Origin of the sequence: Micromonospora sp. NPDC053740, assembly GCF_040677775.1 — a bacterium.
Taxonomy (GTDB): domain Bacteria; phylum Actinomycetota; class Actinomycetes; order Mycobacteriales; family Micromonosporaceae; genus Micromonospora; species Micromonospora alfalfae.
This window is the reverse complement of sequence record NZ_JBFASO010000004.1, coordinates 39,479-62,694: the sequence shown is the minus strand read 5'-3', so window position 1 is coordinate 62,694 and position 23,216 is coordinate 39,479. Positions and strand designations below refer to the sequence as shown.

The following is a 23,216-nucleotide window of genomic DNA, read 5'->3' as shown; positions in this document are numbered from 1 at the left end:
CTCAGCCGTCCTCCGGTCTGGCGGTGCGGACACCGGAGGAGTCGACGCCGGGGACGAGCAGGTCGTCCACTGTGACTGTCACCACCGCCACGCTGAGGCCGGTCTGGGCGGCCACCCGGTCGGTGACCACCGCCCGGACGGCCTCGGCGATCGTCGGCACGCTGTGCCCGTACCAGGTGATCAGGTGCAGGTCGAGTCCGACGGACCGGTCATCCAGGCGGACCGCCGCCGGGCGGACGACGGACACGCCCGGCACGAGGCTGGCCGCCTGCACCGCGATCCGCGCGACCTCCGCGGTGTCACCCGGGCGGCGCTCCGGACCGGTGGTCGCGGGGGCCAGCCCGGTGCGGGGGTTGGTCCCCGCGGACGGGCGGGTGGTCATCGGCGCCGCCGAGCGTCGGCGCGGCGGTCGCCGAGACCGGTCACCGCGAGGTCGCCGTCGAGCACCCGGACGACCAGCCAGCCGAGCAGGCCGGCGAGCACGGCGAGGGCGGCCACGCCGACGCCGGCGAGCGCCCAGACCGCCACGGCGAGGAACCCGGCGAGGAAGCCGAACTGCTGTCGCGACATGGTCACCTCCGGGCCGGTCCGGTACCGGCGGTGGCTGGATACACCCGGGGGCCATCCCTGGAACGTCGGCGCTACTGTGATCCCCGTCACATCAGAACTCGGTGGCCCATGATCGACCACCTAGACTCGGCCCGGCTCGACCGACCGGCGGATGGATCAGGCAGATGACGAGCATCGGGAGCGACGACCGCGGTGGGCTGCGGGCGATGCCCGCCGAGGCGGGGCTCGACGCGCTGCTCAGCCGCGCTGGTCACAGGGTCCTGGCGGCGCGCCGGCTCACTGATCTGGTCCAGGGCCGCCCATCCGGCGTGACCGGCAGCCAGTGGACCTCGGCGAGCCGCGCCAGCTTCGATTTTGTTGTCTACACCGCCGACACCGGCCGTCCGGTCGTCGCCGTGCAGATCGGCCCGGTGCCGCCTCCCGGCTCGGCGGAGCAGCGCGTGCAGCGACTCACGGACGCCGTGAGCGCGGCCGTCGGCCTACCGGTTCTGCGGATCGGGTCGCCCACGTTGAGCGCCGCCGAGCATGGCCGGCGCCTTGTCGAGTACGTGATCGACGCGCGCGCCTACGCCGCGGGCGGGGCCACCGCCGCCGGGACCGAACCGCAGCCGGTGGGCTTCCGGGACATCCTGGGCCGGCTGCCGGACGGGCGTACCGGCCCGGTCAACGACCTCGGCGCGCTGACCCGCGCGGCTGCGGTCGAGGCGTACGTGGCCGGGCAGGTTGCCGACCCGATCGTGCGGGGACTGCACGTGCGCTGGGTGGACGGGCCGGCACAGGGGTGGAGTTGGGTGCAGGTACGCCCCGACGCGTGCCTCATCGAGCAGGTCTCGGTGACCGAACACCGTTTCTCCTGCGGCATCGACGCGGCCCGGCTGGCCGAGGATCTCGCCGCCGTCGCCGTGGGGGAACGACTGCGGGAGAACGTCGGCGTCGACCTGCTGTCGCGTGCCGAGTGGACCGCGCAGATCGCCGCGCTGAGCCAGCGCCGCCACGAACTGGTCGGCGGGTTCGCCTTCGACCACCTCTGCGCCGACTGACCAGCGTCCGTCTCACCTGCTGATCCCTGCTCCGCACCGGCTCCGTGTCGGGTCGCGGCAATTTCCTGTGCGTCTGTTGAACCTTCCCGGCCGCAGCCCCGTACTCCTGCGCGAATGAACAGGATCTCCCCATCCGCGTCCACCGGGCGCGGGAGACGGTGCGGAAAGGGCATCGTCGGCCATCGACGCATTACCGGGTAGGTCACGGTGGGTCGCCACCGCGGCGTGCCACCTCACATCCGTCGGTCCGCCGAGGGCAGAAATCCACTACCGGATCGAGAAGGAGAGCAATTCGATGCGCAGGTCCACTCGGGCGCGCCGGCCTTCCGGCAACGCGCGGAGCAAGCGTCTGCTGGCAGTTGTCGGCACGCTCGCGGTCTTCGGCGGAGTTGTCGCCGTGACTCAGATTTCGTCGGCCCAGGACCGGCGGACAAATAAGCCACGTCCGGCTTCCGGGCAGTGCGTGGAGCCGAGCCCCGGCGCGACCGCGCCGACCGGTGGCTCGACCAGCCGGACCTGGCAGAACGGTCGGTGGGTGCGTAATCACTGGGGTGACGGACAGCAGTCGGTCCCCGAGTGCGAGGACGGCAAGGACGGCACGGTGGGCACCGGCACGGCGATCGCCTGTCCGGACGTGACGGCCAAACTGCCGCAGGTGCCGAACCGGGCGCGCGCCGAGGTGGACCGCAACCTCGCCCAGTTGCAGACCCAGATCGCCGAGGCGGACCGCCGGCTCGCCGCCGAGGGCAACAAGGGTGAGGCGTTCATCCGCAGCGCGATCCTCCAGCCCTTGGCCGGCAAGCGCCGCGCCGTGCTGGACCGGATCACGACCGCCATCGACCGGGTCGGACCCCGGCCGCAGGGCCTCGCGCAGCTCGCCGAGTGCCAGGTGCAGCCCACCGGCGGCACGGGCGGCAACAACGGCGGCGGCAGCACGCCGACCACCACCCCCGGTGGCGGCAACAACGGCGGCGGTAACAACGGTGGCGGCAACAACGGTGGCGGCACCGCGCCCGGCGCCGGGCTCGGCGTGCTCGCCAACGACTGCGAGGAGAGCCGGCTCCAGCCGCACGACGGTTTCCAGAACGGCAACCGGTGCGTGAGCACCGAGTTCGGTGAGGTCGGCGCGGCGGCCAACAACCCGTCGCTGCTGATCACCCAGTTCCCCGAGCAGGTCGGCCAGAACCAGCCCTTCACCCTGCGGGTCAGCACCCGCAACCTGGTCCGGGACCGCTTCCTGGCCGCCGGTCAGGGTGGTTACTACGTGGAGAGCTCGCTCCTCAACGACCAGGGCCTGGTCCGCGGTCACTTCCACACCGCCTGCCGGATGCTGGACAGCCTGACCGCTCCGCCGGAGCCGCAGGAGGTGCCCGCGTTCTTCGTCGCGACGGAGGACGGCCGCGGCGGCGCCCAGCCCGACGAGGTGACGATCCAGATTCCGGGCCTGCCGGAGTCCGGCACCGCCCAGTGCTCGGTCTGGGCCGGTGACGGCTCGCACCGCCTGCCGATGATGGAGCGGGCCAACCAGACCCCCGCCTTCGACTCGGTGCGCATCGACGTCAACTGACCTGACGTACCAACGGCGGCCGGCCACCCGGGGCGACAACCCGGGGTGGCCGGCCGCCGCATCGCTTCGGGAGCCCTGACAAAACGACGGGGCCCCGCCGTTTCCGGCGGGGCCCCGTCGAGTCGCGTCAGCGGCTCTTGTACGCCTCGACGACCTCAACCGGGATGCGGCCGCGCTCGGAAATCTTGTAGCCGTTCTTGACGGCCCATTCCCGGATGGCCCGGTTCTGCTCCCGATCCATTCCCGCACCGGTGGGTCGTCCCGGCCGTCGGACTGAACGGGCGCTCTCCACCGGGCCGCGCCCGATCCGCCGACCCGCATTGATGTACGGATCGAGCGCCTTGCGCAGGACGCCGGCATTCTCGTCGGAGACATCGATCGTGTAGGCCACGCCGTCGAGGCTGAACTCGACCGTCCGGTCGGCCTTCCCACCGTCGAGGTCGTCGGTCAGAACCGTGATTACTTTTCTCGCCATTGCCGATTACTCCCTGTGTGCGGCGGGATGTGTCCAAAGTCTGACCTACCACCCCGGTAATCCGCAACAATATGCCTTCCATTCATTCGGCGCGTCGCGATTCCGTTACCGAGCAAAACCGTGAATCGGTTCGGTGCCGGAGCTTCATTCCCCGAGGATGCCGCTGTGGCCGGCGACGGCAGCCGCCTCGGCCCGGTTCGAGACCCGCAACTTGCGTAGCAACGCGGCGGTCATCCGTTTCACCGTCCGTTCGGAGACGTGCAGTTCTTCGGCGATGTCGACGGTGCTGCGGCCGGCGGCGATCGCCCGCAGCAGCCTCCGTTCCTCGCCGTCCAGGTCGACGGGCGCGGGGCGCGTGGGCCGCAGCATGGCGCGCAGCAGTTCGGCCGGCAGCACCGCCCAGCCGTCGAGGATCGCCAGCAGTGGGGGCAGTAGTTCCTCCGCTTCGCTGGTCTTGGGCAGGAACCCCTCGGCGCCGGCCCGTAGCGCCTCCACCGCCGGCCCGGGGTCGGTGGAGCCGGACATCGCGACCACCCGTACCCGTGGGGTGGTCCGCCGGATGGCGGCCACCGCCCGGATGCCGCCGGGCGGCGGCATGTGCAGGTCGACCAGGGCCAGGTCGGGGCGGCAGTTGCTGACCAGGGCCGCTGCCGCGGCGGCATCGCCGGTCGAGGCGACCACAGCGACGCGGCCGTTTGTGGTGATCGGGAGCAGCAACTCCAGGCCGCGGACGAAAAGGGGGTGATCGTCCACGACGACGAGTCGCAAGGTGGAGGCTCCCGGCATGTCTGCGCCGTTCCCCAGCGGGTACCGATCATGCGGGTTCGCACCGAACGAGAGGAGTCGGGTGCATGCGCGCACGGCACGGTTTGCGCGACCTGCTGCGAGGGTTGCGCCCCGATGGGCCGACACCGGGTGAGCGGCCACCGGCGGCGGCCGATCCGGAGTTGCTGCTGCGGGTGTTGTGCCACGAGTTCCGGACGCCGATCAGCACCCTGACGTCGCTGACCCGCGCGCTGGCCGACGAGCGTCGTGAGCTGACCGGGGACGACCGGCGGGCGCTCAGTGAGCTGGCCCGCGACCAGGCCGCCCACCTGCAGAGCCTGCTGCGTGACGCGACCGCCGGCACCGGAGTGCTGACGCCGACTTCGCAGCCGGAGCCGGCCGTCGCGCTGTCGGGCATCCTGCGGGAGGCCGCCGCGCTGGTGCCGGTGGGCCGTCGGCGGGCGCGGGCCACCCGGCGGGCGGCCTCCTGCCCGGTGCCGGCCGGACGTACCCGACAGGTGCTGGTCAACCTGGTGCAGAACGCGTTGCGGCACGGGCCGCCGGACGGGCAGGTCGGGCTCTACGCCACAGTGCGCGGCCCCAGCCTGAGCATCCTGGTCACCGACGAGGGTCGGGTCGACGACGCGTTGCTGGTCGCGCTGCGACGTCCGGCGCCCGCCGTCGGGATGTCAGGTCTGGGCCTGTGGATCGCGCGGCAGCTCATCGCGACGGACGGGGGAGCGTTGCGGGCGCACCGGCTACGGCCGCGTGGAGTGGCGCTGGAGGTGCTGCTGCCGATGGGACGCCCGGTGCCCTGACCCGGGCGGGACACCGGTTGGCCCGCTCGGGTCATCGGGGCGGGAACGGCCTCGCTACCTGTTTTCCGGTACCGAGGAGGTTGGATGTTCAGCCACGTCAAGGATCTGCAGTTCGAAGCCAAGCCGGACGGCCCGGACGCGGCGTTCGCCCGCCGGTTGCAGGAGGTGCTGGGCGGCAAGTGGGGCGAGATGACGGTCGCCAACCAGTATCTCTTCCAGGGTTGGAACTGCCGGCTGCCCGGCAAGTACAAGGACCTGCTGCTCGACGTCGGCACGGAGGAAATGGGCCACGTCGAGATGATCGTCACGATGATCACCCGGCTGTTGGACAACGCGCCGCTGTCGCTGACCGAGGGGATCGCGGAGGACCCCGGAGGTGCCGCGACCTACGCCGGTGAGAACCCGGCGCACTTCATCCACGGCGGTGGCGGGGCCCTGCCCGCCGACTCCAACGGGGTGCCCTGGAACGGCGCGTTCATCACCGCCAGCGGCAATCTGTTGGCCGATTTCCAGCTCAACGTCACCGCCGAGGCGCAGGGTCGGCTCCAGGTCGCCCGGTTGTTCCACATGACGGACGACCCGGGCGTCAAGCAGATGCTGCGTTTCCTGTTGGCCCGCGACACGATGCACCAGAACATGTGGCTGGCGGCGATCGAGCAGCTCAAGGAGGACGGGCTGGAGGAGATGCCGGTGCCGGAGGCCTTCCCGGACTCGGGCGAGTTCACCGAGGAGTACGGCTACACCTACCTGGGTTTCTCCTCGGGCACCGACGCCGCCCAGGGGCGCTGGGCGTCCGGGCCCTCGCCGGACGGCAAGGGCGAGTTCCGGTACGACGACAACCCGCGGGCGAACGCGCCGGAACCGGTGCTGGCTCCGGGTGACCCTCGTCTGTACGGCACCAACCCGGGGGTGGTCGGCTCGGTGAAGAACACGGTGAAGAGCAAGCTCACCTGAGGTGCCTCGTCGGGTCGTCCGCCGGTCCCGGGCGACCCGACGGACCGGGTGGAAGAGTGGTCTGGGTCACAGATCGGAACAAGGGGAACGCTTTGTTACTTGAGTGAGACACGCTCAACTCAACGCGAGGTGTTCGATGGCAACTCTTCCGGTACTTCCCCTGACCGACGCCGTACTGCTGCCCGGCATGGTCATCCCGGTGACCCTCGACCCCACCACCCAGGCCGCGATCGACGCGGCGCGCGCGACCGGCGACCGCAAGCTGCTGGCCGTGCCGCGCATCGACGGCGAGTACGGCCCGGTGGGCGTGGTCGCCACCATCGAGAAGGTCGGCAGGCTGCCCGAGGGTGAGCCCGCCGCCGTGATCCGTGGCCTGTCCCGGGCCCGGATCGGCTCCGGCGTGCCCGGCCCCGGCGCTGCCCTCTGGGTCGAGGCGACCGAACTCGACGAACCCGCCCACGCCGGTCGGGCCCGGGAACTCGCCCGCGAGTACCGCGCCCTGGTGACCTCCGTGCTCCAGCAGCGGGGCGCCTGGCAGGTCATCGACGCGGTGGAGCGGATGACCGACCTCTCCGAGCTGGCCGACTCGGCCGGTTACGCGCCCTGGCTGACGCTGGAGCAGAAGACCGAGCTGCTCGCCGCGCCGGACGTCACCGCCCGGCTGGAACTGCTTGTCGGCTGGGTCAAGGACTACCTGGCCGAGCAGGAGGTCACCGAGCAGATCAACAGTGACGTCCGCGAAGGGCTGGAGAAGTCCCAGCGCGAGTTCCTGCTGCGCCAGCAGCTCGCCGCGATCCGCAAGGAGCTGGGCGAGGACGAGCCGGACGGCTCCGCCGACTACCGGTCCCGCGTCGAGTCCGCCGAGCTGCCGGAGAAGGTACGCGAGGCGGCCATGCGCGAGGTCGGCAAGCTGGAGCGGGCCAGCGACGCCTCCCCGGAGGCGGGCTGGATCCGAACCTGGCTGGACACCGTGCTCGAGATGCCGTGGGGCACGCGTACCGAGGACAACACCGACCTGGCCGCGGCCCGGGCGGTGCTCGACGCCGACCACGCCGGCCTGTCCGACGTGAAGGACCGCATCCTGGAATACCTGGCGGTGCGTAACCGGCGTGCCGAGCGCAATCTCGGTGTGGTCGGCGGTCGCGGCTCCGGTGCGGTGCTCGCCCTCGCCGGTCCTCCCGGGGTGGGTAAAACCAGCCTCGGCGAGTCCGTGGCGCGGGCGCTCGGGCGCAACTTCGTCCGGGTCTCGCTCGGCGGTGTCCGCGACGAGGCGGAGATCCGCGGGCACCGGCGCACCTACGTGGGGGCGCTGCCCGGTCGGATCGTCCGCGCGCTGCGCGAGGCCGGTTCGATGAACCCGGTAGTGCTTCTCGACGAGGTGGACAAGCTGGCCGCCGGCTACGCCGGTGACCCGGCCGCCGCCCTGCTGGAGGTGCTCGACCCGGCGCAGAACCACACCTTCCGGGATCACTACCTGGAGGTCGACCTCGACCTGTCCGACGTGCTCTTCCTGGCCACCGCCAACGTGGTGGAGTCCATCCCCGGCCCCCTGCTGGACCGGATGGAGCTGGTCACCCTGGACGGGTACACCGAGGACGAGAAAGTCGCCATCGCCCGCGACCACCTGCTGCCCCGGCAGCGGGAGCGGGCCGGGCTGACAGTCGACGAGGTCAGCGTCGCCGACGAGGCTCTCGCGCTGATCGCGGGGGAGTACACCCGGGAGGCCGGCGTCCGGCAGCTTGAGCGGGCCCTCGCCAAGATCCTGCGCAAGGTGGCGGTGACGCTGGCGACGGACCCGACGCCGGCCCGCGTGGGCACCGACAACCTCACCGGTTACCTGGGGCGGCCGAAGTTCACACCGGAATCGGCCGAGCGCACCGCGGTGCCCGGCGTGGCCACCGGCCTGGCCGTCACCGGCGCCGGTGGGGACGTGCTCTTCATCGAGGCGACCAGCATGGAGGGTGAGCCAGGGCTGACCCTGACCGGCCAACTCGGTGACGTGATGAAGGAGTCGGCGCAGATCGCGCTCTCCTACCTGCGCTCCAACGGGCGGCGGTTCGGCATCGACCCGAACGCTCTCGCGGGACGCCGGATCCACGTCCACTTCCCGGCGGGCGCGGTGCCCAAGGACGGTCCGAGCGCCGGCATCACCATGGTCACGGCCCTGGCGTCGCTGGTCACCGGTCGCCCGGTCCGCCCCGAGTTCGGGATGACCGGTGAGGTGACACTCTCCGGTCGGGTGCTGCCGATCGGCGGGGTGAAGCAGAAGCTGCTCGCCGCGCACCGGGCCGGCCTCACCGAGGTGATCATCCCGGCGCGCAACGAGCCCGACCTGGACGACCTGCCGACCGAGGTGCGCGAAGCGCTGACAGTGCACACCCTGGCCGACGTGGCCGACGTGCTCGCCCTGGCGCTGCGCCCGGCCGACGTGAAGACGCTTGACGGTCCGGCGCTCTTCGCGGTCTGACGCTCCGACCATCCGGGCCCCCGCCGTCTTCCGACGGCGGGGGCCCTTTCGGTACGCGGGGGAAGGTCTACTGTCTCGTCTGCACCGTCAACCACCTCTCCGCCGCCAGGCGGCCCCCTGGAGGAACCCCGTGAACGTGGTGCTCTGGATCATTCAGATCCTGCTCGCCGCCGTCTTCGCCGGCGTCGGACTGGCCAAGCTGGGCCAGCCCAAGGAGAAGTTGCGCGACGTGATGCGGTGGGTGGACCCGGTGCCGCCGTCACAGGTCAAGGCGCTCGGCGCTGTCGAGTTGCTGGCCGCCGCCGGGCTCGTGCTGCCCGCTGCCACCGGCATCGCCACGGTGCTCACCCCGCTCGCCGCCGTCGGGCTGGTCATCGTCATGATCGGCGGCCTCCTGGTGCACCTACGCGCTCGTCAGCAGCAGACCACCCAGGAGGGACGTCGCACCGAGATCCAGGGCGCGGTCACCTGCGCTGTACTGCTCGTCCTCGCCGCAGTGGTGGCCTGGGGTCGTTTCGGCCCGTACGCCCTCTGATCCGGGTCGGCCAGCACGCGACAATGCACAGTAGAGTCTGCCCGCCGGCCGAGGTGGCACTCAACGGGGGAGAGGTATGGAACCGATCGTGAGCGCACCTGGTGCGGTACCGCCGGCAGCGCCACAACGGTCAGATCCACCGGGCCGACGGATGGGACGGCGAGTACTCTTCGCCGGCGGGGCGGGCGCTGCGGTGGCGACGACGGTGGCCACCCTCGCCGGAGCCGAACAGGCGGGATCGCCGCCCGTCACGACAGTGCGGGAGGCCCCGCTCAGCCTCCGGGACCCCCGGATCGGCTGCCGGCTCGACGGCAGTGACGAGTCGGACAAGGTCACCACCGCGCTGAACCTGCTGCCGGCCGGTGGCGGGGAGATCTTCCAACCGGTTGGCGCACTCGGTCTCGGATCGGAGATCCGCTTCCCGACGAGTGTGACCTGGACCGGCGAGAACATCGGCGCGGCGATCATCCAGCCGGCCCCGGGCTACACCGGTCGTCTGGTGTCGAGCGGTAAGTACAACCAGATCTCCAACGTGCACTTCTACGGCATGCGGACCTCCAACGTGCTGTTGACCATCCGTGGCCCCCGGTCGACCTTCCACCACCTGCACTTCGGCAACTCGGGCAGCCACGCCATCGAGTTCCTCGGCACTGACGCGGAGACCAGCGCCCACGCCAACAAGATCACTGATATCAACATCGAGGACTGCCTCGGCGTCGGCATCCTGGTGAACAAGGTCGCGTACGACAACGAGTTCCTCAACGTCTGGGTCGGTGAGTGCCAGACCGGGATACGGCTGCTCGACAGCGCCTGCTTCTTCGACAACCTTCATGTCTGGGGTTGCCGGGGCAACGGCGTGGAGCTGCGGGAACCCGCCCATCGGAACATCTTCCAGAACGTCTACCTGGAGTCGAACGGCACGAGTGGCACCGGAAGTGGCGCCGACCTGCGGCAGGTCTGGGGGACCCAGTTCATCGGCGGCCGGCTGTGGCGCAACGCCACCAACGGCATCGAGGTCTCCTCATCCGGACGTACCCGGATCATGGGGCTCGACATCCACGACAACGGCGCGAACGGGATCCTCGGCCGTGACGCCGACATGTGCCAGGTGATCGGCAACCAGTTCTACGACGACGCGACGCCCCGCCGCCAGGACCGACCGATCATGACGGTCGGCACCAGCAACAACTGGATCGTCAGCAACAACGTGATGCGGGCGTACGACCACCGCTCCGGTGGCGCGTCGCTGGCCGGGGCCAACAACGTGCTCAACGCGAACATCGGCTGACACCGGCGGGCGGCGAGGGCTCACGTTTCTCCCGCCGCCTCGCCGGGCCATGTCGTCGGCGACCGTCGTACTCCGGCGGTCGCCGACGGCGTGTTCAGCGCTCGTCGCCGCCGCGGTCGCGGCGCACAGTGGCCTTGCGGCCCTTGATCGTGCTGGAGCGCAACCCGGAGATGACCTCGTCGGCCACCCCCTGCGGCACCTCCACCAGTGAGAACCGGTCGGCGATCTCGATCGAACCGATGTCCCGACCACGGATCCCGGTCTCCCCGGTGATCGCGCCGACCAGATCCTGCGGGCGCACCCCGGCGCGTCGACCCAGGCCGACGAAGACCTGGACGGTGTTGCCGCCGCCGGAGCGCGGCCGGCCCCCGCCCCGCCGGTCGCCGCCCCGGCCGCCGGCCTCCGGTCGACCCTCGCGCGGCCCACGGACCGGAACCTGCGGGATCTCCTCCTCGTCGTCGGAGCCCGGCGACGTCACCTCGTGGGCCAGCTTCACCGCGGCGAGGGCGACCTCCATCAGGTCGAACTCGTCGGTCAGCGTCTCCACGATCACCCGGAACGGGTCGAGATCGTCCTCCAGCAGGCTCTCCCGCAGGGCCGCCTGGGTCAGCTCCAGCCGCCGGGTCCGCATGTCGGCCACTGTGGGAATCTTGTCGATGGTGATCCGCTGGCCGGTCACCCGCTCGATGGTCTTGAGCATCCGGTGCTCACGCGGCTCGGCGAGGGTGATCGCCACGCCCTCGCGGCCAGCCCGACCCACCCGGCCGATCCGGTGCACGTACGACTCGGGGGCGGACGGCACGTCGTAGTTGACCACGTGGGTGAGCTGCTCGACGTCCAGCCCACGGGCCGCCACGTCGGTCGCCACCAGCAGGTCGGCGGTGCCGGCCCGCAGCCGGCCCATGACCCGGTCGCGCTGCTCCTGGCTCATGCCACCGTGCAACGCCTCGGAGCGGTAGCCGCGACCGTTCATCGTCTCGGTCAGTCGGTCGACCTCTTCCCGGCTGCGGCAGAACACGATCGCCGCGGTCGGGGACTCCACGTCCAGCACACGACCCAACGCGGCCGGCTTGTGCGCCCGGGTCACGATGTACGCGCTCTGCCGCACCCGGGGCGCCTCACCCGCGACCTGCTGCTCCCGGCCGATCTCGATCCGGACCGGTTCGCGCAGGTGCTGGCGGGCCATCCCGTCGATGCGCGAGGGCATGGTGGCCGAGAAGAGCACCGTCTGACGCTGCGTCGGAGCGTGCTCCAGGATCGCCTCGATGTCCTCGGCGAAGCCCATGTCGAGCATCTCGTCGGCCTCGTCGAGCACCACCGTGGCGAGCCCGCCCAGGCGCAGCGTGCCCCGGGCGATGTGGTCGAGGGCCCGCCCGGGGGTGGCCACCACCACGTCGACACCGCTGTCCAGCGCCCGCAGCTGCCGCCCGATCGGCTGCCCACCGTAGATCGGCAGCACCCGCGCGCCCAGGTCCTTGCCGTAGCGGTGGAACGCCTCGGAGACCTGCACCGCCAGCTCCCGGGTCGGCACCAGCACCAGCGCCACCGGGTCGCCGCCCTGGCGGTGTGCCGCCATGAGGTTCAGCAGCGGCAGCGCGAACGCAGCCGTCTTGCCGGTGCCGGTGGCCGCCTGACCCAGCAGGTCTCGACCCTCCAGCAGCGGTGGGATAGCCTCCCGCTGGATGGGGGTCGGCTCCTCGTACCCGAGGGCGGCGAGCGCGCCCAGCAGCTCGGCGCGGAGCCCGAGCTCGGTGAAGGCGCTCACCTCGTCGGTGCCGTCGGGGGCGGCGTCAATCGGTGCGTCAATCGGTGCGTCGTGCTGTGCAGGTGCGGAACTCATGTGCCAAGCCTTTCATTACGCCGTCCGAGCCGCTGCGCCGACCGCCACAAGAGCTGTCCCCGAGCCCGTGCTGCGGCTGTTCCGCGGCCCCGACGGCGGCCTCGATCAGGCGTCGGTGGTCAGGATGGCCAGCACCATCACCGCGGCGAGGGCCACGTCGAGCACCACGCAGAACTCGGCGTAGCCGCGCGGCACCACCCGACGGTTGCGGTGGTGCACCACGTCCCAGCCGGCGTGCGCCAACCACCCGAACGCCACCAGCCAGTCGGCGGTCCGCCCACCGGCCAGCACCGCGACCAGCGTCACTGCGACCCAGATGGCCAGACCGGCGAGTTGGGTGGCGAGCACGCCCCGCCCGCCCAGCGTCCGACGGGCCATGCCGATCACCAGGTAGCCGCCGGGCAGCACCAGCATCGTCCACGGGCTGAGCACCCCCGGGTCGACCCACATGTCCACGGTCAGCAGCAGCGCCAACCCGGCCGGCCAGCGGTGGGCGAGCGCCACCACGACCCGGTGTCGGCGTACCGACGACGACGTCTCGTGTCGGTGCCGGAGAGCCACCAGGACCATCGCGGGGATCATCAGCAGGTGACCGCCGAGCAGCAGCGCGTCGGCGTCGATCAGCCCGGCCCGAAACGGCACGATCAACAGCAGGAACGGAACGTACATCGCGGCGGCCATCTCACCGACCGCGTGCCAGCGGTGCGCCCGGTAGCGCATCGCCACCGTCATCCCGACGGTCATGTTCGTGGCCATCACCAGTGCGGCGACCTCCGGCCGGGCCAGCGCGTCGCCGACGCCCAGAGCGGTGCCGGTCAGCTCCCACAACGGCCCGAGCAGCAGCATCCCGGCGACCATCGCCAGGGCCATCTCGCCCAGATGCCACAGCAGCCGCCGCCTGCTGCTGACCGGTGCCGCGGCGGTCGGTGTCGGGCTGGTCGGTGTCGGGGCCGAGGGGGCCGGCTCGTCGGTGGGCACTGGCGCGGGCGACGGTACGGCGGTGAGGCTGTCCGCGTACATCCGGGTGTTTTCCATGCCTCGACCCTGCCGGTGCCCCCGGTGTGGCCGGCAGACCCGTTCGTCACGGGAAAACCGTGCGGACCGCACGGCCCGACCGTGACAGTTCGCACGGGTGGACCCTGCGCCGGGCGGTCCTAGGATCGGTGCGTGGCGAGCGACGCGGTGACTCCCCGGGCGGACCGCCGGTTGCGCCGCGCCCGGCGGGCGACGCTGGTGTCGCTGGCCACCGGCGTCTGGGCGAGCGTTCTACTACCGGCGGTCGGCCTGACCCGCGAGCCCGACCCGGGCCGGGTGACACTCGGCGCGCTCGGCATCCTCGCCTTCGTGATCGCCCAGACCGTCGTGCTGTACGCGGCCGTGACGCCATGGCTCGACCCGCGCTGGCGGCGTCGGGCCGAGCTGAGCCTGGTCGGGGTGGCGGTGCTGACAGTTCCGCTGGTGGGTCCGGTGGCGGCCGGCAGGTGGCCGACCTGGGCCTGGCTCGGTGCGGCGCTGATCGGCATGACGCCGCTTCTGGTGCGGTGGCGGGCCGCGCTGGCGGTGGCTGTCGGCGTCCTGGCGGTGGCGGTCGCGGTGGCCTGGTGGACCGGTGGTTCCGTTCCGCGCCACCTCGCCGTGACCGGTGGGATCGGCGCGGCAGTGGCCGCCGTCAACGGGTTCCAGGTCTGGTTCTGGGACCTGCTCGTGGAGGCCCGGCAGGGTCAGGCCGCCCAGGCCCGGCTGGCCGCCGCCGAGGAGCGGCTGCGCTTCGCCCGCGACGTGCACGACGTCCTGGGGCACACCCTCACGGTGATCGCGTTGAAGGCCGAACTCGCCGCCCGGCTCGCCCCGGTCGACCCGGAACGGGCCGGACGGGAAGCCGCCGAGGTGCAACGGTTGGCCGCCTCCGCGCTGAGCGATGTACGGGAGACCGTGCACGGCTACCGGGCCGTCGACCTCGACGAACAGCTCACGGCGGTGGTGGGGGTGCTGCGCTCCTGCGGGGTGCGGTGCACGGTTCTGCCACTGCCGGCGGACCTGCCGCAGCCGGCCGCCATCGAGCTGGCGGCGGTGCTGCGCGAGGCGAGCACCAACGTGCTGCGGCACAGCCGGGCCGACTGGTGCCGGATCCGCATCGATCGGGAGGATGACGTGGCCAGGATGACGGTGGCCAACGACGGCGCCGACGACAGTGGCCCGGACGCGCACAGTCACGGCCTGCGCGGGCTGGCCGACCGGCTCGCCGCTGCCGGGGGCGAGTTGCGGGTACGCCGGGAGGACGCGATCTTCACCCTCGAAGCCACAGTGCCGGCGCCGTCGTGATCCGCGTCCTGCTCGCCGACGACGAGGACCTGATCCGGGTAGCCGTCGCCGCGCTGCTCGCCCTGGAACCGGACATCGAGGTGGTGGCACACGCCGCCGACGGGAAGACGGCCGTCACCGCGGCGCTGGCGCACCGCCCGGACGTGGCAGTGGTCGACCTGGAGATGCCCGGCCTGGACGGCATCGCGGTAGCCGCCGAGCTGACCCGGGTCCGACCCGACTGCGCTGTGGTCGTGCTGACCGGCCACGGTCGCCCCGGGCACCTGCGCCAGGCGCTGACCGCCGGCGCCCGAGGGTTCCTGCCCAAGGGCTCGCCGGGTGGGGCGCTCGCCGACGTGATCCGGCGGGTGCACGCCGGAGGGCGCTACGTCGACCCGTCGCTGGCCGCCGACGCGTTGACCCTGCCCCCGTGCCCGCTGACCCCTCGGGAACTGGAGACGCTACGGCTGGTGGAGGTGGGTGCCCCGGTCGCGGTGATCGCCCGTCGGGTACACCTGTCCACCGGAACCGTGCGCAACCACCTCTCCGCCGCCGTGCAGAAGCTCGGCGCCGCCGACCGGGCCGAGGCCGTCCGCACCGCCCGGGACAACGGCTGGCTCTGACCGTCGGCGCGCCTCGCGGACGACCGCAGCGTGGGTGGACGGAAGCTGATCAATAAGGGGCAGTGGAGTCCTCGTCTCCCAGCCGGCTGCGAAGATGGACAAATGCCCAGGAAAGCCGCGGCGGGTCCGGTCGACCCGGTGCGCTCCAGTGCCGTCGAGCTGTTCTTCGACCTCGTTTTCATCTTCACCCTCGGCCGCTTGTCGGCGACCCTGGTCGAGGAGCCCAGTCTGCTCGCCGACGCGCAGGCCGTGATCTTCCTGCTGGCCTTCTGGTGGATCTGGTACAACACCAACCTGGCCACCGACAGCCTCGACTGCGAACGACCCACAGTGCAGATTCTGATCATCTGCGTGATGCTCGGCAGCCTGCTGATGTCCATCAACGTTCCGGACGCCTTCGGTGACCAGGGCTTCGTCTTCGTGAGCGCGTACCTCGGGATCCACCTCGGCCGGACCCTGGTCATGGCCCTCTACCTGCGCGGCACCCCGGCCTGGCGTCGGCCGGTACGAGGAATCGTCTGGTATCTGCTGTCCGCGACGGTCTGGTTCGCCGGGGCGGCGGCCAGCGGCGGCGAAGCCCGAGTCCTGCTGTGGGCATGCGCGCTGGCGATCGACTACTCGGGGCCGGTCCTGGGATGGCCGCTGCCGTGGCTCGGCCGGGCGCGGGCCAACGAGTGGCACCTCTCGGGCGAACACCTCAACGAGCGGTACCGGCAGTTCATCATCCTGGCCCTCGGCGAGACGATCCTGGCCACCGGCAACTTCTACCGGCTGTCGACGCGGGACCTGGCGGACACCACAGCATTTCTGCTCACCTTCTGGACCGTGGTCTTCCTCTGGTGGACCTACTTCTATCGCACCACGAGCAGCCTCGCCGTGAAGATCGACACCGCGGTGGACCCGTACCGGCTCAACCTGCGGGCGAGCTACACCCACCTGGTGATGGTGGCGGGCATCCTGCTCACCGGCATCGGAGGCGAGCTGATGCTGAAGGAGCCCGACGCGCAGCGGTCGGCCGGCAACGTCGTGGCGATCCTGGTCGGGCCGCTGACCTTCCTCATCGGGCGGATCATCTTCGAGATCTGGGTGTTCGGCCGCCTGACGAGGCACTGCCTCGCGGCCGTGGTGGCGTGCCTGATCCTGAGCCCGGTCGCGGCGCGACTCCCGCCGCTGGCGGTGGGCCTGCTGGGCGCGGCCACCATCACCGTCGTCGCCATCTTCGACCTGACCCACCGCGCCCGGATCGCGGGTGAGGTCAACCCGGCGTCGGCCGAGGGCGCTCACCGCCGCCACCCGGCCTGAAGGGTGTGGCTCGGTTCCGATCCGTGAGGGCGGCGTGGACCGTCCGGCTAGCGTGGGCGCGTGCGTACCGTTGAACTGGTCTGCTCGCCCGGCCTGGAGGTCGCGGTCCGGGCGGTCTGGGGCCGGCTGGCCGCCGCCGGGTTGCCCAGCCTGGCCCGCAACACCCACCCGACCAACCGGCCGCACCTCACCCTCGCCGCCGTCGACGAGTTCCCGCCGGGGATCGAGCACCGCCTCGCCGAGCTGTTCGACGCCGCGCTGCCGGTGCCGGTGACGCTCGACCGGGTCGTCGTCCTCGACGGCAGCGCCCCACTGGTCTGGCTCGTCCGACCCACTCCGGCGCTGACCGCGCTGCACGCCGCCGTCTGGGACGTTCTCGCCGAGGCCGACGGACACCGCCCGTGGCATGCGCCCGAGGTGTGGGTGCCGCACCTGAGCCTGGCCCTGCGGTTCCGCAACGCCGACCTGCGGGTGGCTCGTGCCGTCGCCGGTGGACAGCGACCGACGGGTGACTTCGCCGCCGCGCGCAGCTACGACGGCACGGACCGGACGGTGACTCCGCTGACCGGCCTCGGCTGAGATCGTCGCAAGTCGTCCAAAACCTCAGTTGCTGCCCCCACCGCCGTCGCCGCCTCCGCCATCGTTCCCGCCGCTGAACTCGCCGCCACCACCGCTGCCACCCGCACCGCCGGCGTAGCCGTGGCGGCCGTCGAGGAAGGGCAGGTCGCCACTGATGCCGCGGGGTTTGGGCCGCTTACCTGGCCCGGCGAGGTGTTGCAGGCAGACCCGGCCGGAAACCGGGAAGCATTCGCCACGGCCTCCGCAGTCGGCCAGGTAGCGGTTGCCGTCCTGGATGTCCAGTTCCTGGTCCACCCGGAACAGCAGCGGAAGGCCGGTCGGGCCGCACCCCTCGTCCCGCCGGCCGTGGCCCAGCGTCGCGAGCAGGAGAGGCCCGCGATCGGCGGCGGTCGTGTCGCCGCTCGCCGCGGACGTCGGTCGGTGGTGCGTAGCGCGCCCGAACGCGGCGTCACAGAAGGTGGCGTAGTCCCGCGCATGGAGGGTCAGCTCCTGCCACAGGTCGTCCACGACCACCGAGGGCATGGACAGTTTCGCGTTGGGCTGGCGGGCGATGATCCGGAACCACTGCCGGGTCGCGGTCTCGACGAGAACGATGTCGTCGTCGCTGAGATGGGGATACCGATTTCGTAGATGGTGACGTCCGCTGGCAGGAAACTGCAGGTCGGACACGGCGCGGAGTCGGCGAGGGGTGCGGTCGCTTCTGAACTTCGTCCAGATCATCCGGTTACTTCTATCCGCCCGGCGGTGCGGGCGCTAAGGCCCCGACTTGCCGAAGTGGCGTCGCGGCCCCTTCAGAGTAGGGGCAGCGGGCAAGCTGAGGCGACCGCCGGGGCGTGTCGCCCCGACGGCCGCCGGCCCGATCCTGGTCAGTTGTCGCGCGGCTGCGGAATCTCCTGCCTGGTGAACGAGATGCCCGCGGCCGGGGCGGCCCGGGTGGCGAGCGAGGCAGCCGACTCATCAGTGTCGTAGAGCCGAACCGAGCCGTTGGCGGTCCGGCTCACGAAACCGAGTCGGAAGCCATTGGAGTTCTGGAAGACGAATGCCGTCGGATCGGTCGGATAGGTCTCGTCCGGCACCGTCGCCGTGGCCCAGTTGCCCCAGGCGGTGGAGCCTGCGGCGGTCTGTCGGCTGTGCTGGATGGTGTCGTCGGTCGTCCGGGTGAACACCGAGACACGGCCGGTGTTGGGGCTCAGGACCGCGGTCGGGGAGCCGACCGGCGTGACACCGATGTCGCCCACCGCGTTCCAGGTGCCGGGCCAGGTGCCGTCAATGCTCTGCAACTGGCTCTTCACCACTCCGTCGGTGTGCCGGGCGAACACCATCAGGCGGCGGCCGGGCAGTGTCACCACGCTCGGCGTGTCCACGAAGCCCGCGTCACCCAGGCCCGCCCAGGCCGAGGTGAGCGCACCACCCTTGTACGTGGCGGCCTGCAGGGTGCCGGCCGCCTTCCTCAACCAGGGCTACCGCACCGCCGTCGTGGCCCGTGCCGCCGACGGTTCGCTGGTCATGAAGAAGCAGGAACTGGGCGGGGCCTGGCCGAGCACCTGGCAGACGGTGGGTACGTTCACCGCTGCCGGGTCCCCGGCCGCGATCCTCGACCCGGCTCTGGGTCGGATCGTTGTCGTCGCTCGCGCCAGCGACAACGAGATGTACCGGGTGTACGAGACCGAGCAGGGCTCGGGCACCTGGGGTGAGTGGCTGCGCCTGTACGAGAACCCGGGCGACCCGACCGCTGCCACCGCCGCCACCGATCCCGCCATCGCGCCGATCCAGAACTCCGGCGGAACCGGCTTCGTGGTGGTCTACCGCAACCGGAACAACACCACCATCGCGCTGGACCGGCGGTTCGCCGCCCCCGGCGGGATGGCGGCAGCGAAGGTGAGCCCGTCCGCGGTCAGCTTCGCCGCACACCTGATTCCGACGCCGAAGGGCTGAGCCTCGGCCCCACCAGCCCCGGGGGTCTTCGTCCACGTGACGGAGGCCCCCGGGTCGCTGTTCACCGGTACCTAGACTGGGGCGATGAGCGTTGGCACCGACGGTCGGGGGATGGCCGAGCTGGCGGCCCTGCTGGCCGACGGCACCCGGGCCGGAATGTGCCTGGCGCTGCTCGACGGGCGGGCGTGGACCGCCGGTGAGCTGGCCCGGCGCGCCGGTGTCGCCCCGTCGACGGCCAGCGACCACCTCACCCGACTCGTCAGCGGTGGGCTGCTCGTCGAGGAACGGCAGGGCCGGCACCGCTATCTGCGGCTGGCCGGGCCGTCGGTGGCCCAACTGATCGAGGACCTGGCCGGGCACGCCCCGGCCACGCCCGCACCGACAGGGTCGCTGCGCGCGACGACCGCCACCGCCGCCCTGGCGTACGCCAGGACCTGCTACGACCACCTCGCCGGGCGGCTCGGCGTGCTGATGTACGACGCGCTGCTGGCCGAGCGCCGACTCGACCGGTCCAGCGGCTTGGCGCTCACGCCCGACGGATGGGCCTGGGCGGCCGGGTTGGGCGTACCCGTTGACGTGCTGCGCGCCGCCCGCCGCCCGGTGGTCCGCGACTGCCTGGACTGGACCGAACGCCGCCCGCACCTGGCCGGAGCGCTCGGCGCGGCGCTCTGCCGCCGCTTCACCGACCTCGGCTGGATCAGCCAGGGCACCGGCCGCGCCGTCCGACTCACTCCCACCGGTCGTCAGGGCCTGGCCACGGCCCTGTCCATCCCCGAACACACCCTCGACCCGCCGGTGGCCTCGCCGCCCACGAGCGGCCGCGCCTGACCGGCGAGTAGCGGAGGACCGGGGCGGGATCGTTCGGTGTGGGGCGAACGGTTCGCGCCCTACGGTCGGGCGGTGACTGACAACTGGCCTGTCATTGCGCCCGCCCCGGGAACACCGGCGTGTGGGCCGCCCTCGGTCGAACCGGAGCGCGGTTGGTGGGTGACCCGGCACGCCGACGTGCGCGCGGCGCTGACCGACAGGGCGTTCCAGGTGCCGGCCGTGGACACCGGTCCGCCCGGCACCCTCGCCTGGCTACGTGCCACCGTCAGCCGGTTCAGTCCACAGCGACAGCACGCCGACCGTCGGGCGGTCGCGGTGAGCGCTCTGGCCCCGCTGGACCCGGACGACCTGCGGCTGGACGCGGCACGGCTGGCCGGGGCCGTTCTCGACCGCGCCGGCGACCGCGTCGACGTGATGAGGGAACTGGCCCGGCCGGTGCCGCTGCTGGCGTTGGCCGATCGCCTCGGTTTCGCTGATCCGGTAGCCGCCGGGACGGCGGTCGCTGTCGTCGCGGCGGCGTACCACCCGGGGGTGGACCCGGCTTCGACAGCGCGGGCTGACCGGGCGGTGACGGCGCTGCTGGCGCTCGCGCCGCAGGGTCCGCCGGAGGTACGGGCGAACCTGATCGGTCTGCTGGTGCAGGCGTGCGACGCGACCGCCGGCCTGATCGGCGCCGCCGCCCAGCACCTGCTGCCCCCTGCCGGCCCGCGAGCGCCAGCCACGGCACGGACCGCCGATCTGCTGGGCGAGGTGCTGCGCCTCGACCCACCGGTGCGGGCCACCCGACGGGTCACCGTCGACGAGGTACGGCTGGGCGGGCGGGATCTGCCGGCCGGAAGCCCGGTGCTGCTGCGCTTCGACGCGGCCAACCGTGACCCGCAGGCGTTCACCGAGCCCGGCACGTTCCAGCCCGGTCGGCCCGGTGCCGGGCTGTTGACCTTCGGGACGGGGGAGCGGGGTTGCCCCGGCGACCGGCACGCCCTGGCGTTGGCCACCGGGGTGTTCGACGTGCTGCGGGAACGGTGCCGGCGCAACCCGACGCCGGTGCGCCACGAACCGCACCCGACACTGCGGGTGCCGACGACTCTGGAGGTGAGCGTCCGATGATCGACCGTCGTGCCGCGTTCCACGCCCTGCACCGCGCTGGCCGCCCTCTGCTGTTGCCCAACGCGTGGGACCACGCCTCGGCGGCGGCGCTCGCCGCGCGTGGACATCCGGCCATCGGCACCACAAGCCTCGGTGTCGCCGCGACCGCCGGCCTACCCGACGGCGTCGCGGCCACCGCGGCGGAGACCCTCGCCCTGGCCCGCCGGCTGGCTCGGCTGCCGGTGCTGCTCAGCGTGGACGTGGAGGCCGGGTTCAGCGACGACCCGGCGGAGGTCGCCGAGTACGTGGCGGAGTTGGCCGGTCTCGGCGTGGTCGGGATCAACCTGGAGGACGGGCGCGCCGACGGCACCCTCGCCGACACCGAGTCCACCGCCGCCAAGGTCGCGGCAGTGAAGGCGGCCGTGCCGGAACTGTTCATCAACGCCCGCACCGACACCTGGTGGCTCGGGGTGGACGACCCGCTGCCGCAGACCCTCGCTCGTGCCCGTGCCTACCTGATGGCCGGTGCCGACGGGATCTTCGTGCCCGGGACCGTCGACCTGGCCACAGTGCGCGTCCTCACCGAGCGGATCGACGCTCCGGTGAACGCGCTGTACCAGCCGGGCGGCCCGGGGCTGGCTGAATTGGGCGCCGCTGGGGTGGCCCGGGTCAGCACCGGCTCGCTGCTGTTCCGGGCCGCGCTGGGCGCCGCGCTCGCCGCCGCCGACGCCGTCCGCCTCGGCGGGCCCGCAACACCGGCGGGGCTGCCCTCGTACGCCGAGGTGCAGGCCCTGGTGCCGGCGGGCGGTGACTGACGGTTGCGGCCGACGTTCGGCGGTCCATCAGTGGGTGCCGGGCTGGGCTCGGCCCGTCGGCGGGGTGCGCGCGGTGGCCCGCACGGGGGCGGGTGCGCGCGGCGGCGGCCCGCGCGGGGGGCGGCCCGGTCGGGGGCGGCCCGGTCGGGGGCGGCCCGGTCGGGGGCGGCCCGGTCGGCGCGTCGGCGGTGGGGTGCCCGTGTGGGGGTCGGTGCCTTTCGAGCTGAATCGTTTGTGACATCACGTGCCCGCTCGCGTAGCCGGCGGCAGCGGCGGTGATTCGTTGACGACATCAGCTCCAAAGGCACCGGACCAACGATCACACCCCGGGGCGAGTGCAATGTCCACGCTCCGTTGGGGGGAAATAGGAGGAATGTTCGGTCCGTTACGGTCCCGATGATTACGGTGTGTTTCAGGGCGAACCACCCAGTGCCGTGACCGGAGAGAGGGACCCGTCATGCGAGTGCCCAGCCGTAGCCCGGGACAGCAGCCCGGCTCGCCTCCGTCGCCCACCGCTCCGGCCCGCCGCCGACCCTCCGGCGCGACCCCCCGCCGCGTTCCCGCCCCCGCCCCCGACCTGCCCGCTTACCGGGCCGCCGTCGCCGAACTGCTGGTCGAGGTCGGTGCCCTGGCCGACGCGGCGAGCACCCGGGCCCGGCAGGTGCTCATCGACGAGCGGCTGCGGGAGCCGGCGCTCGCCGCCGTCCTCGACGCCACCCCGCAGGGGCTGATCGGCGCACGCGAGACGCTGCTGCTGGAGATGGCCCGCTACCAACCGAACGATCGCACCTCGGCGGGTGACCTCAGCGCGCTGGTCCGGATCTACCTGCTCTCCCGCATCGACGTGCTGTGGTGGCAGGACGCGCCGACCTTCGTCACCGACGACCAGGTCAACGGCAGCGCCGAGCTTGTCGACCTGGAGTGGCTGCGCCGCCGCGACCTGCTGCGCTTCCGCTACCAGGAGCAGCCCGCGACCATGCTGGGCCGGGCCGCCCGCGGGCTGCGTCGCCGGCTGCGGCCCGACGCCACCCCGCGCACCGCGGGGCTGCTGTTTCGCCGCGCCCGACGCGAGGTGGTGGCCCTGCTCAACGACATCGGACGGGAGTTCACCGCTGTCGCGCCCCCAGCCACCCCGTCGCTCTGGGTGACCAGCCTGGTCCGCAGCGCCGAGCACCAGTACCGGCTGCGCCGGCTGGGCTACGCGGCGATGCTGCCCAGTGGGCACTGCCTCGGCTACTCGGCCGACGTCGAGCTGGCCTGGTTCGAGCGTTTCGGCGCGCGGGACGCCCTCGCGGAGCTGCTGCTGAGCCGGCAGGAGGCCGGTGAGCTGAACGTGATCGACGAGGGGCAGGCCTGGCACCTGTGTCTCGCGCCCACCGCCCGGCGTCGGCTACGTCGGGCGTACGAGGCCGAGATGGGGGTCTGAGC

Annotated in this window: 24 protein-coding genes; 16 read left to right on the top strand and 8 right to left on the bottom strand. The window is 72.2% G+C overall.

The genetic code is table 11. The annotated features are described in order from the left end of the window. Window position 1 precedes the first annotated feature (1 nt). A complete protein-coding gene (locus AB0K35_RS13015; RefSeq protein WP_363885330.1) occupies window positions 2-382 on the bottom strand; it encodes an Asp23/Gls24 family envelope stress response protein in 381 nt (126 codons plus the stop codon). Further along, on the bottom strand, window positions 379-570 hold the full coding sequence (locus AB0K35_RS13010) for a hypothetical protein (protein WP_146754562.1): 192 nt from the start codon (window positions 568-570) through the stop codon (window positions 379-381). Before AB0K35_RS13010 ends, AB0K35_RS13015 begins: the two co-directional genes overlap by 4 nt. Window positions 571-734: 164 nt before the next feature. On the opposite strand from AB0K35_RS13010, the gene AB0K35_RS13005 reads away from it, so the two are divergent. Continuing rightward, a complete protein-coding gene (locus AB0K35_RS13005) occupies window positions 735-1,610 on the top strand; it encodes a hypothetical protein (protein ID WP_238672226.1) in 876 nt (291 codons plus the stop codon). 295 nt (window positions 1,611-1,905) lie between these two features. Continuing rightward, window positions 1,906-3,177, top strand: a complete 1,272-nt coding sequence (locus tag AB0K35_RS13000) for a hypothetical protein (protein ID WP_363885328.1) — start codon at window positions 1,906-1,908, stop codon at window positions 3,175-3,177. A gap of 127 nt (window positions 3,178-3,304) precedes the next feature. Here the strand turns inward: AB0K35_RS13000 and AB0K35_RS12995 are convergent, their stop codons facing one another. Both AB0K35_RS12995 and AB0K35_RS12990 read right to left on the bottom strand, forming a co-directional pair. Next, entirely contained in the window at window positions 3,305-3,652 is a 348-nt protein-coding gene (locus AB0K35_RS12995; RefSeq protein ID WP_238672224.1) for an Lsr2 family protein, read from the bottom strand. A 144-nt stretch (window positions 3,653-3,796) separates the two neighbouring features. Next, window positions 3,797-4,405, bottom strand: coding sequence for a response regulator transcription factor (locus tag AB0K35_RS12990; RefSeq protein ID WP_238672223.1), 609 nt, complete (start codon window positions 4,403-4,405; stop codon window positions 3,797-3,799). 98 nt (window positions 4,406-4,503) lie between these two features. On the opposite strand from AB0K35_RS12990, the gene AB0K35_RS12985 reads away from it, so the two are divergent. The 5 genes from AB0K35_RS12985 (at window position 4,504) to AB0K35_RS12965 (ending at window position 10,479) form a co-directional block, all read left to right on the top strand. Then, entirely contained in the window at window positions 4,504-5,235 is a 732-nt protein-coding gene (locus tag AB0K35_RS12985) for a HAMP domain-containing sensor histidine kinase (protein WP_363885326.1), read from the top strand. Between the two features lie 84 nt (window positions 5,236-5,319). After that, window positions 5,320-6,189, top strand: coding sequence for a manganese catalase family protein (locus AB0K35_RS12980; protein WP_363885324.1), 870 nt, complete (start codon window positions 5,320-5,322; stop codon window positions 6,187-6,189). Between the two features lie 136 nt (window positions 6,190-6,325). Beyond that, window positions 6,326-8,656, top strand: coding sequence for an endopeptidase La (lon, locus tag AB0K35_RS12975; RefSeq protein ID WP_238672220.1), 2,331 nt, complete (start codon window positions 6,326-6,328; stop codon window positions 8,654-8,656). A gap of 130 nt (window positions 8,657-8,786) precedes the next feature. Then, window positions 8,787-9,191 (top strand): DoxX family protein, encoded by a 405-nt coding sequence (locus AB0K35_RS12970; RefSeq protein WP_238672219.1) that lies wholly within the window; start codon window positions 8,787-8,789, stop codon window positions 9,189-9,191. Window positions 9,192-9,342: 151 nt separating this feature from the next. Beyond that, complete coding sequence (locus AB0K35_RS12965; RefSeq protein ID WP_238672218.1) at window positions 9,343-10,479, top strand: right-handed parallel beta-helix repeat-containing protein; 1,137 nt, start codon at window positions 9,343-9,345, stop codon at window positions 10,477-10,479. Between the two features lie 94 nt (window positions 10,480-10,573). On the opposite strand, the gene AB0K35_RS12960 is transcribed toward AB0K35_RS12965, so the two are convergent. Both AB0K35_RS12960 and AB0K35_RS12955 read right to left on the bottom strand, forming a co-directional pair. Next, window positions 10,574-12,319, bottom strand: a complete 1,746-nt coding sequence (locus AB0K35_RS12960) for a DEAD/DEAH box helicase (protein ID WP_238672217.1) — start codon at window positions 12,317-12,319, stop codon at window positions 10,574-10,576. 105 nt (window positions 12,320-12,424) lie between these two features. After that, a complete protein-coding gene (locus AB0K35_RS12955; RefSeq protein ID WP_238672216.1) occupies window positions 12,425-13,354 on the bottom strand; it encodes a hypothetical protein in 930 nt (309 codons plus the stop codon). 132 nt (window positions 13,355-13,486) lie between these two features. Here AB0K35_RS12955 and AB0K35_RS12950 point away from each other — a divergent pair, with 132 nt between their 5' ends. The 4 genes from AB0K35_RS12950 (at window position 13,487) to AB0K35_RS12935 (ending at window position 17,124) form a co-directional block, all read left to right on the top strand. Then, window positions 13,487-14,641, top strand: coding sequence for a histidine kinase (locus tag AB0K35_RS12950; protein WP_238672215.1), 1,155 nt, complete (start codon window positions 13,487-13,489; stop codon window positions 14,639-14,641). Further along, the gene (locus AB0K35_RS12945; protein ID WP_112673405.1) at window positions 14,638-15,243 is read left to right on the top strand and encodes a response regulator transcription factor; all 606 of its coding nucleotides are present in this window, start codon (window positions 14,638-14,640) and stop codon (window positions 15,241-15,243) included. The genes AB0K35_RS12950 and AB0K35_RS12945 overlap by 4 nt, the downstream gene beginning before the upstream one ends. Window positions 15,244-15,345: 102 nt before the next feature. Next, window positions 15,346-16,545 carry a low temperature requirement protein A gene (locus tag AB0K35_RS12940; RefSeq protein WP_238672214.1) on the top strand — a complete coding sequence of 400 codons (1,200 nt, stop codon included), beginning with the start codon at window positions 15,346-15,348 and terminating at the stop codon, window positions 16,543-16,545. Window positions 16,546-16,605: 60 nt separating this feature from the next. Beyond that, a complete protein-coding gene (locus AB0K35_RS12935) occupies window positions 16,606-17,124 on the top strand; it encodes a 2'-5' RNA ligase family protein (protein WP_238672213.1) in 519 nt (172 codons plus the stop codon). Between the two features lie 24 nt (window positions 17,125-17,148). Here the strand turns inward: AB0K35_RS12935 and AB0K35_RS12930 are convergent, their stop codons facing one another. After that, window positions 17,149-17,793, bottom strand: coding sequence for a hypothetical protein (locus tag AB0K35_RS12930; RefSeq protein WP_238672212.1), 645 nt, complete (start codon window positions 17,791-17,793; stop codon window positions 17,149-17,151). A 197-nt stretch (window positions 17,794-17,990) separates the two neighbouring features. Beyond that, window positions 17,991-18,578, bottom strand: coding sequence for a hypothetical protein (locus AB0K35_RS12925; RefSeq protein WP_238672211.1), 588 nt, complete (start codon window positions 18,576-18,578; stop codon window positions 17,991-17,993). Between AB0K35_RS12925 and AB0K35_RS12920 the strand changes: the two genes are divergently transcribed. From AB0K35_RS12920 to AB0K35_RS12900, 5 genes are all read left to right on the top strand, one after another. Further along, window positions 18,559-19,059: a hypothetical protein gene (locus tag AB0K35_RS12920; protein WP_238672210.1), complete on the top strand. Its 501-nt coding sequence runs from the start codon at window positions 18,559-18,561 to the stop codon at window positions 19,057-19,059. The genes AB0K35_RS12925 and AB0K35_RS12920 overlap by 20 nt on opposite strands. 84 nt (window positions 19,060-19,143) lie before the next feature. Beyond that, on the top strand, window positions 19,144-19,887 hold the full coding sequence (locus AB0K35_RS12915) for a winged helix-turn-helix domain-containing protein (RefSeq protein WP_363885319.1): 744 nt from the start codon (window positions 19,144-19,146) through the stop codon (window positions 19,885-19,887). A gap of 72 nt (window positions 19,888-19,959) precedes the next feature. Beyond that, window positions 19,960-20,994 (top strand): cytochrome P450, encoded by a 1,035-nt coding sequence (locus tag AB0K35_RS12910; RefSeq protein WP_363885317.1) that lies wholly within the window; start codon window positions 19,960-19,962, stop codon window positions 20,992-20,994. After that, on the top strand, window positions 20,991-21,788 hold the full coding sequence (locus AB0K35_RS12905) for an isocitrate lyase/phosphoenolpyruvate mutase family protein (protein WP_363885315.1): 798 nt from the start codon (window positions 20,991-20,993) through the stop codon (window positions 21,786-21,788). Before AB0K35_RS12910 ends, AB0K35_RS12905 begins: the two co-directional genes overlap by 4 nt. Before the next feature lie 457 nt (window positions 21,789-22,245). After that, window positions 22,246-23,214 (top strand): DUF5715 family protein, encoded by a 969-nt coding sequence (locus AB0K35_RS12900; protein ID WP_238672021.1) that lies wholly within the window; start codon window positions 22,246-22,248, stop codon window positions 23,212-23,214. The last annotated feature ends 2 nt before the right edge of the window (window positions 23,215-23,216 follow it).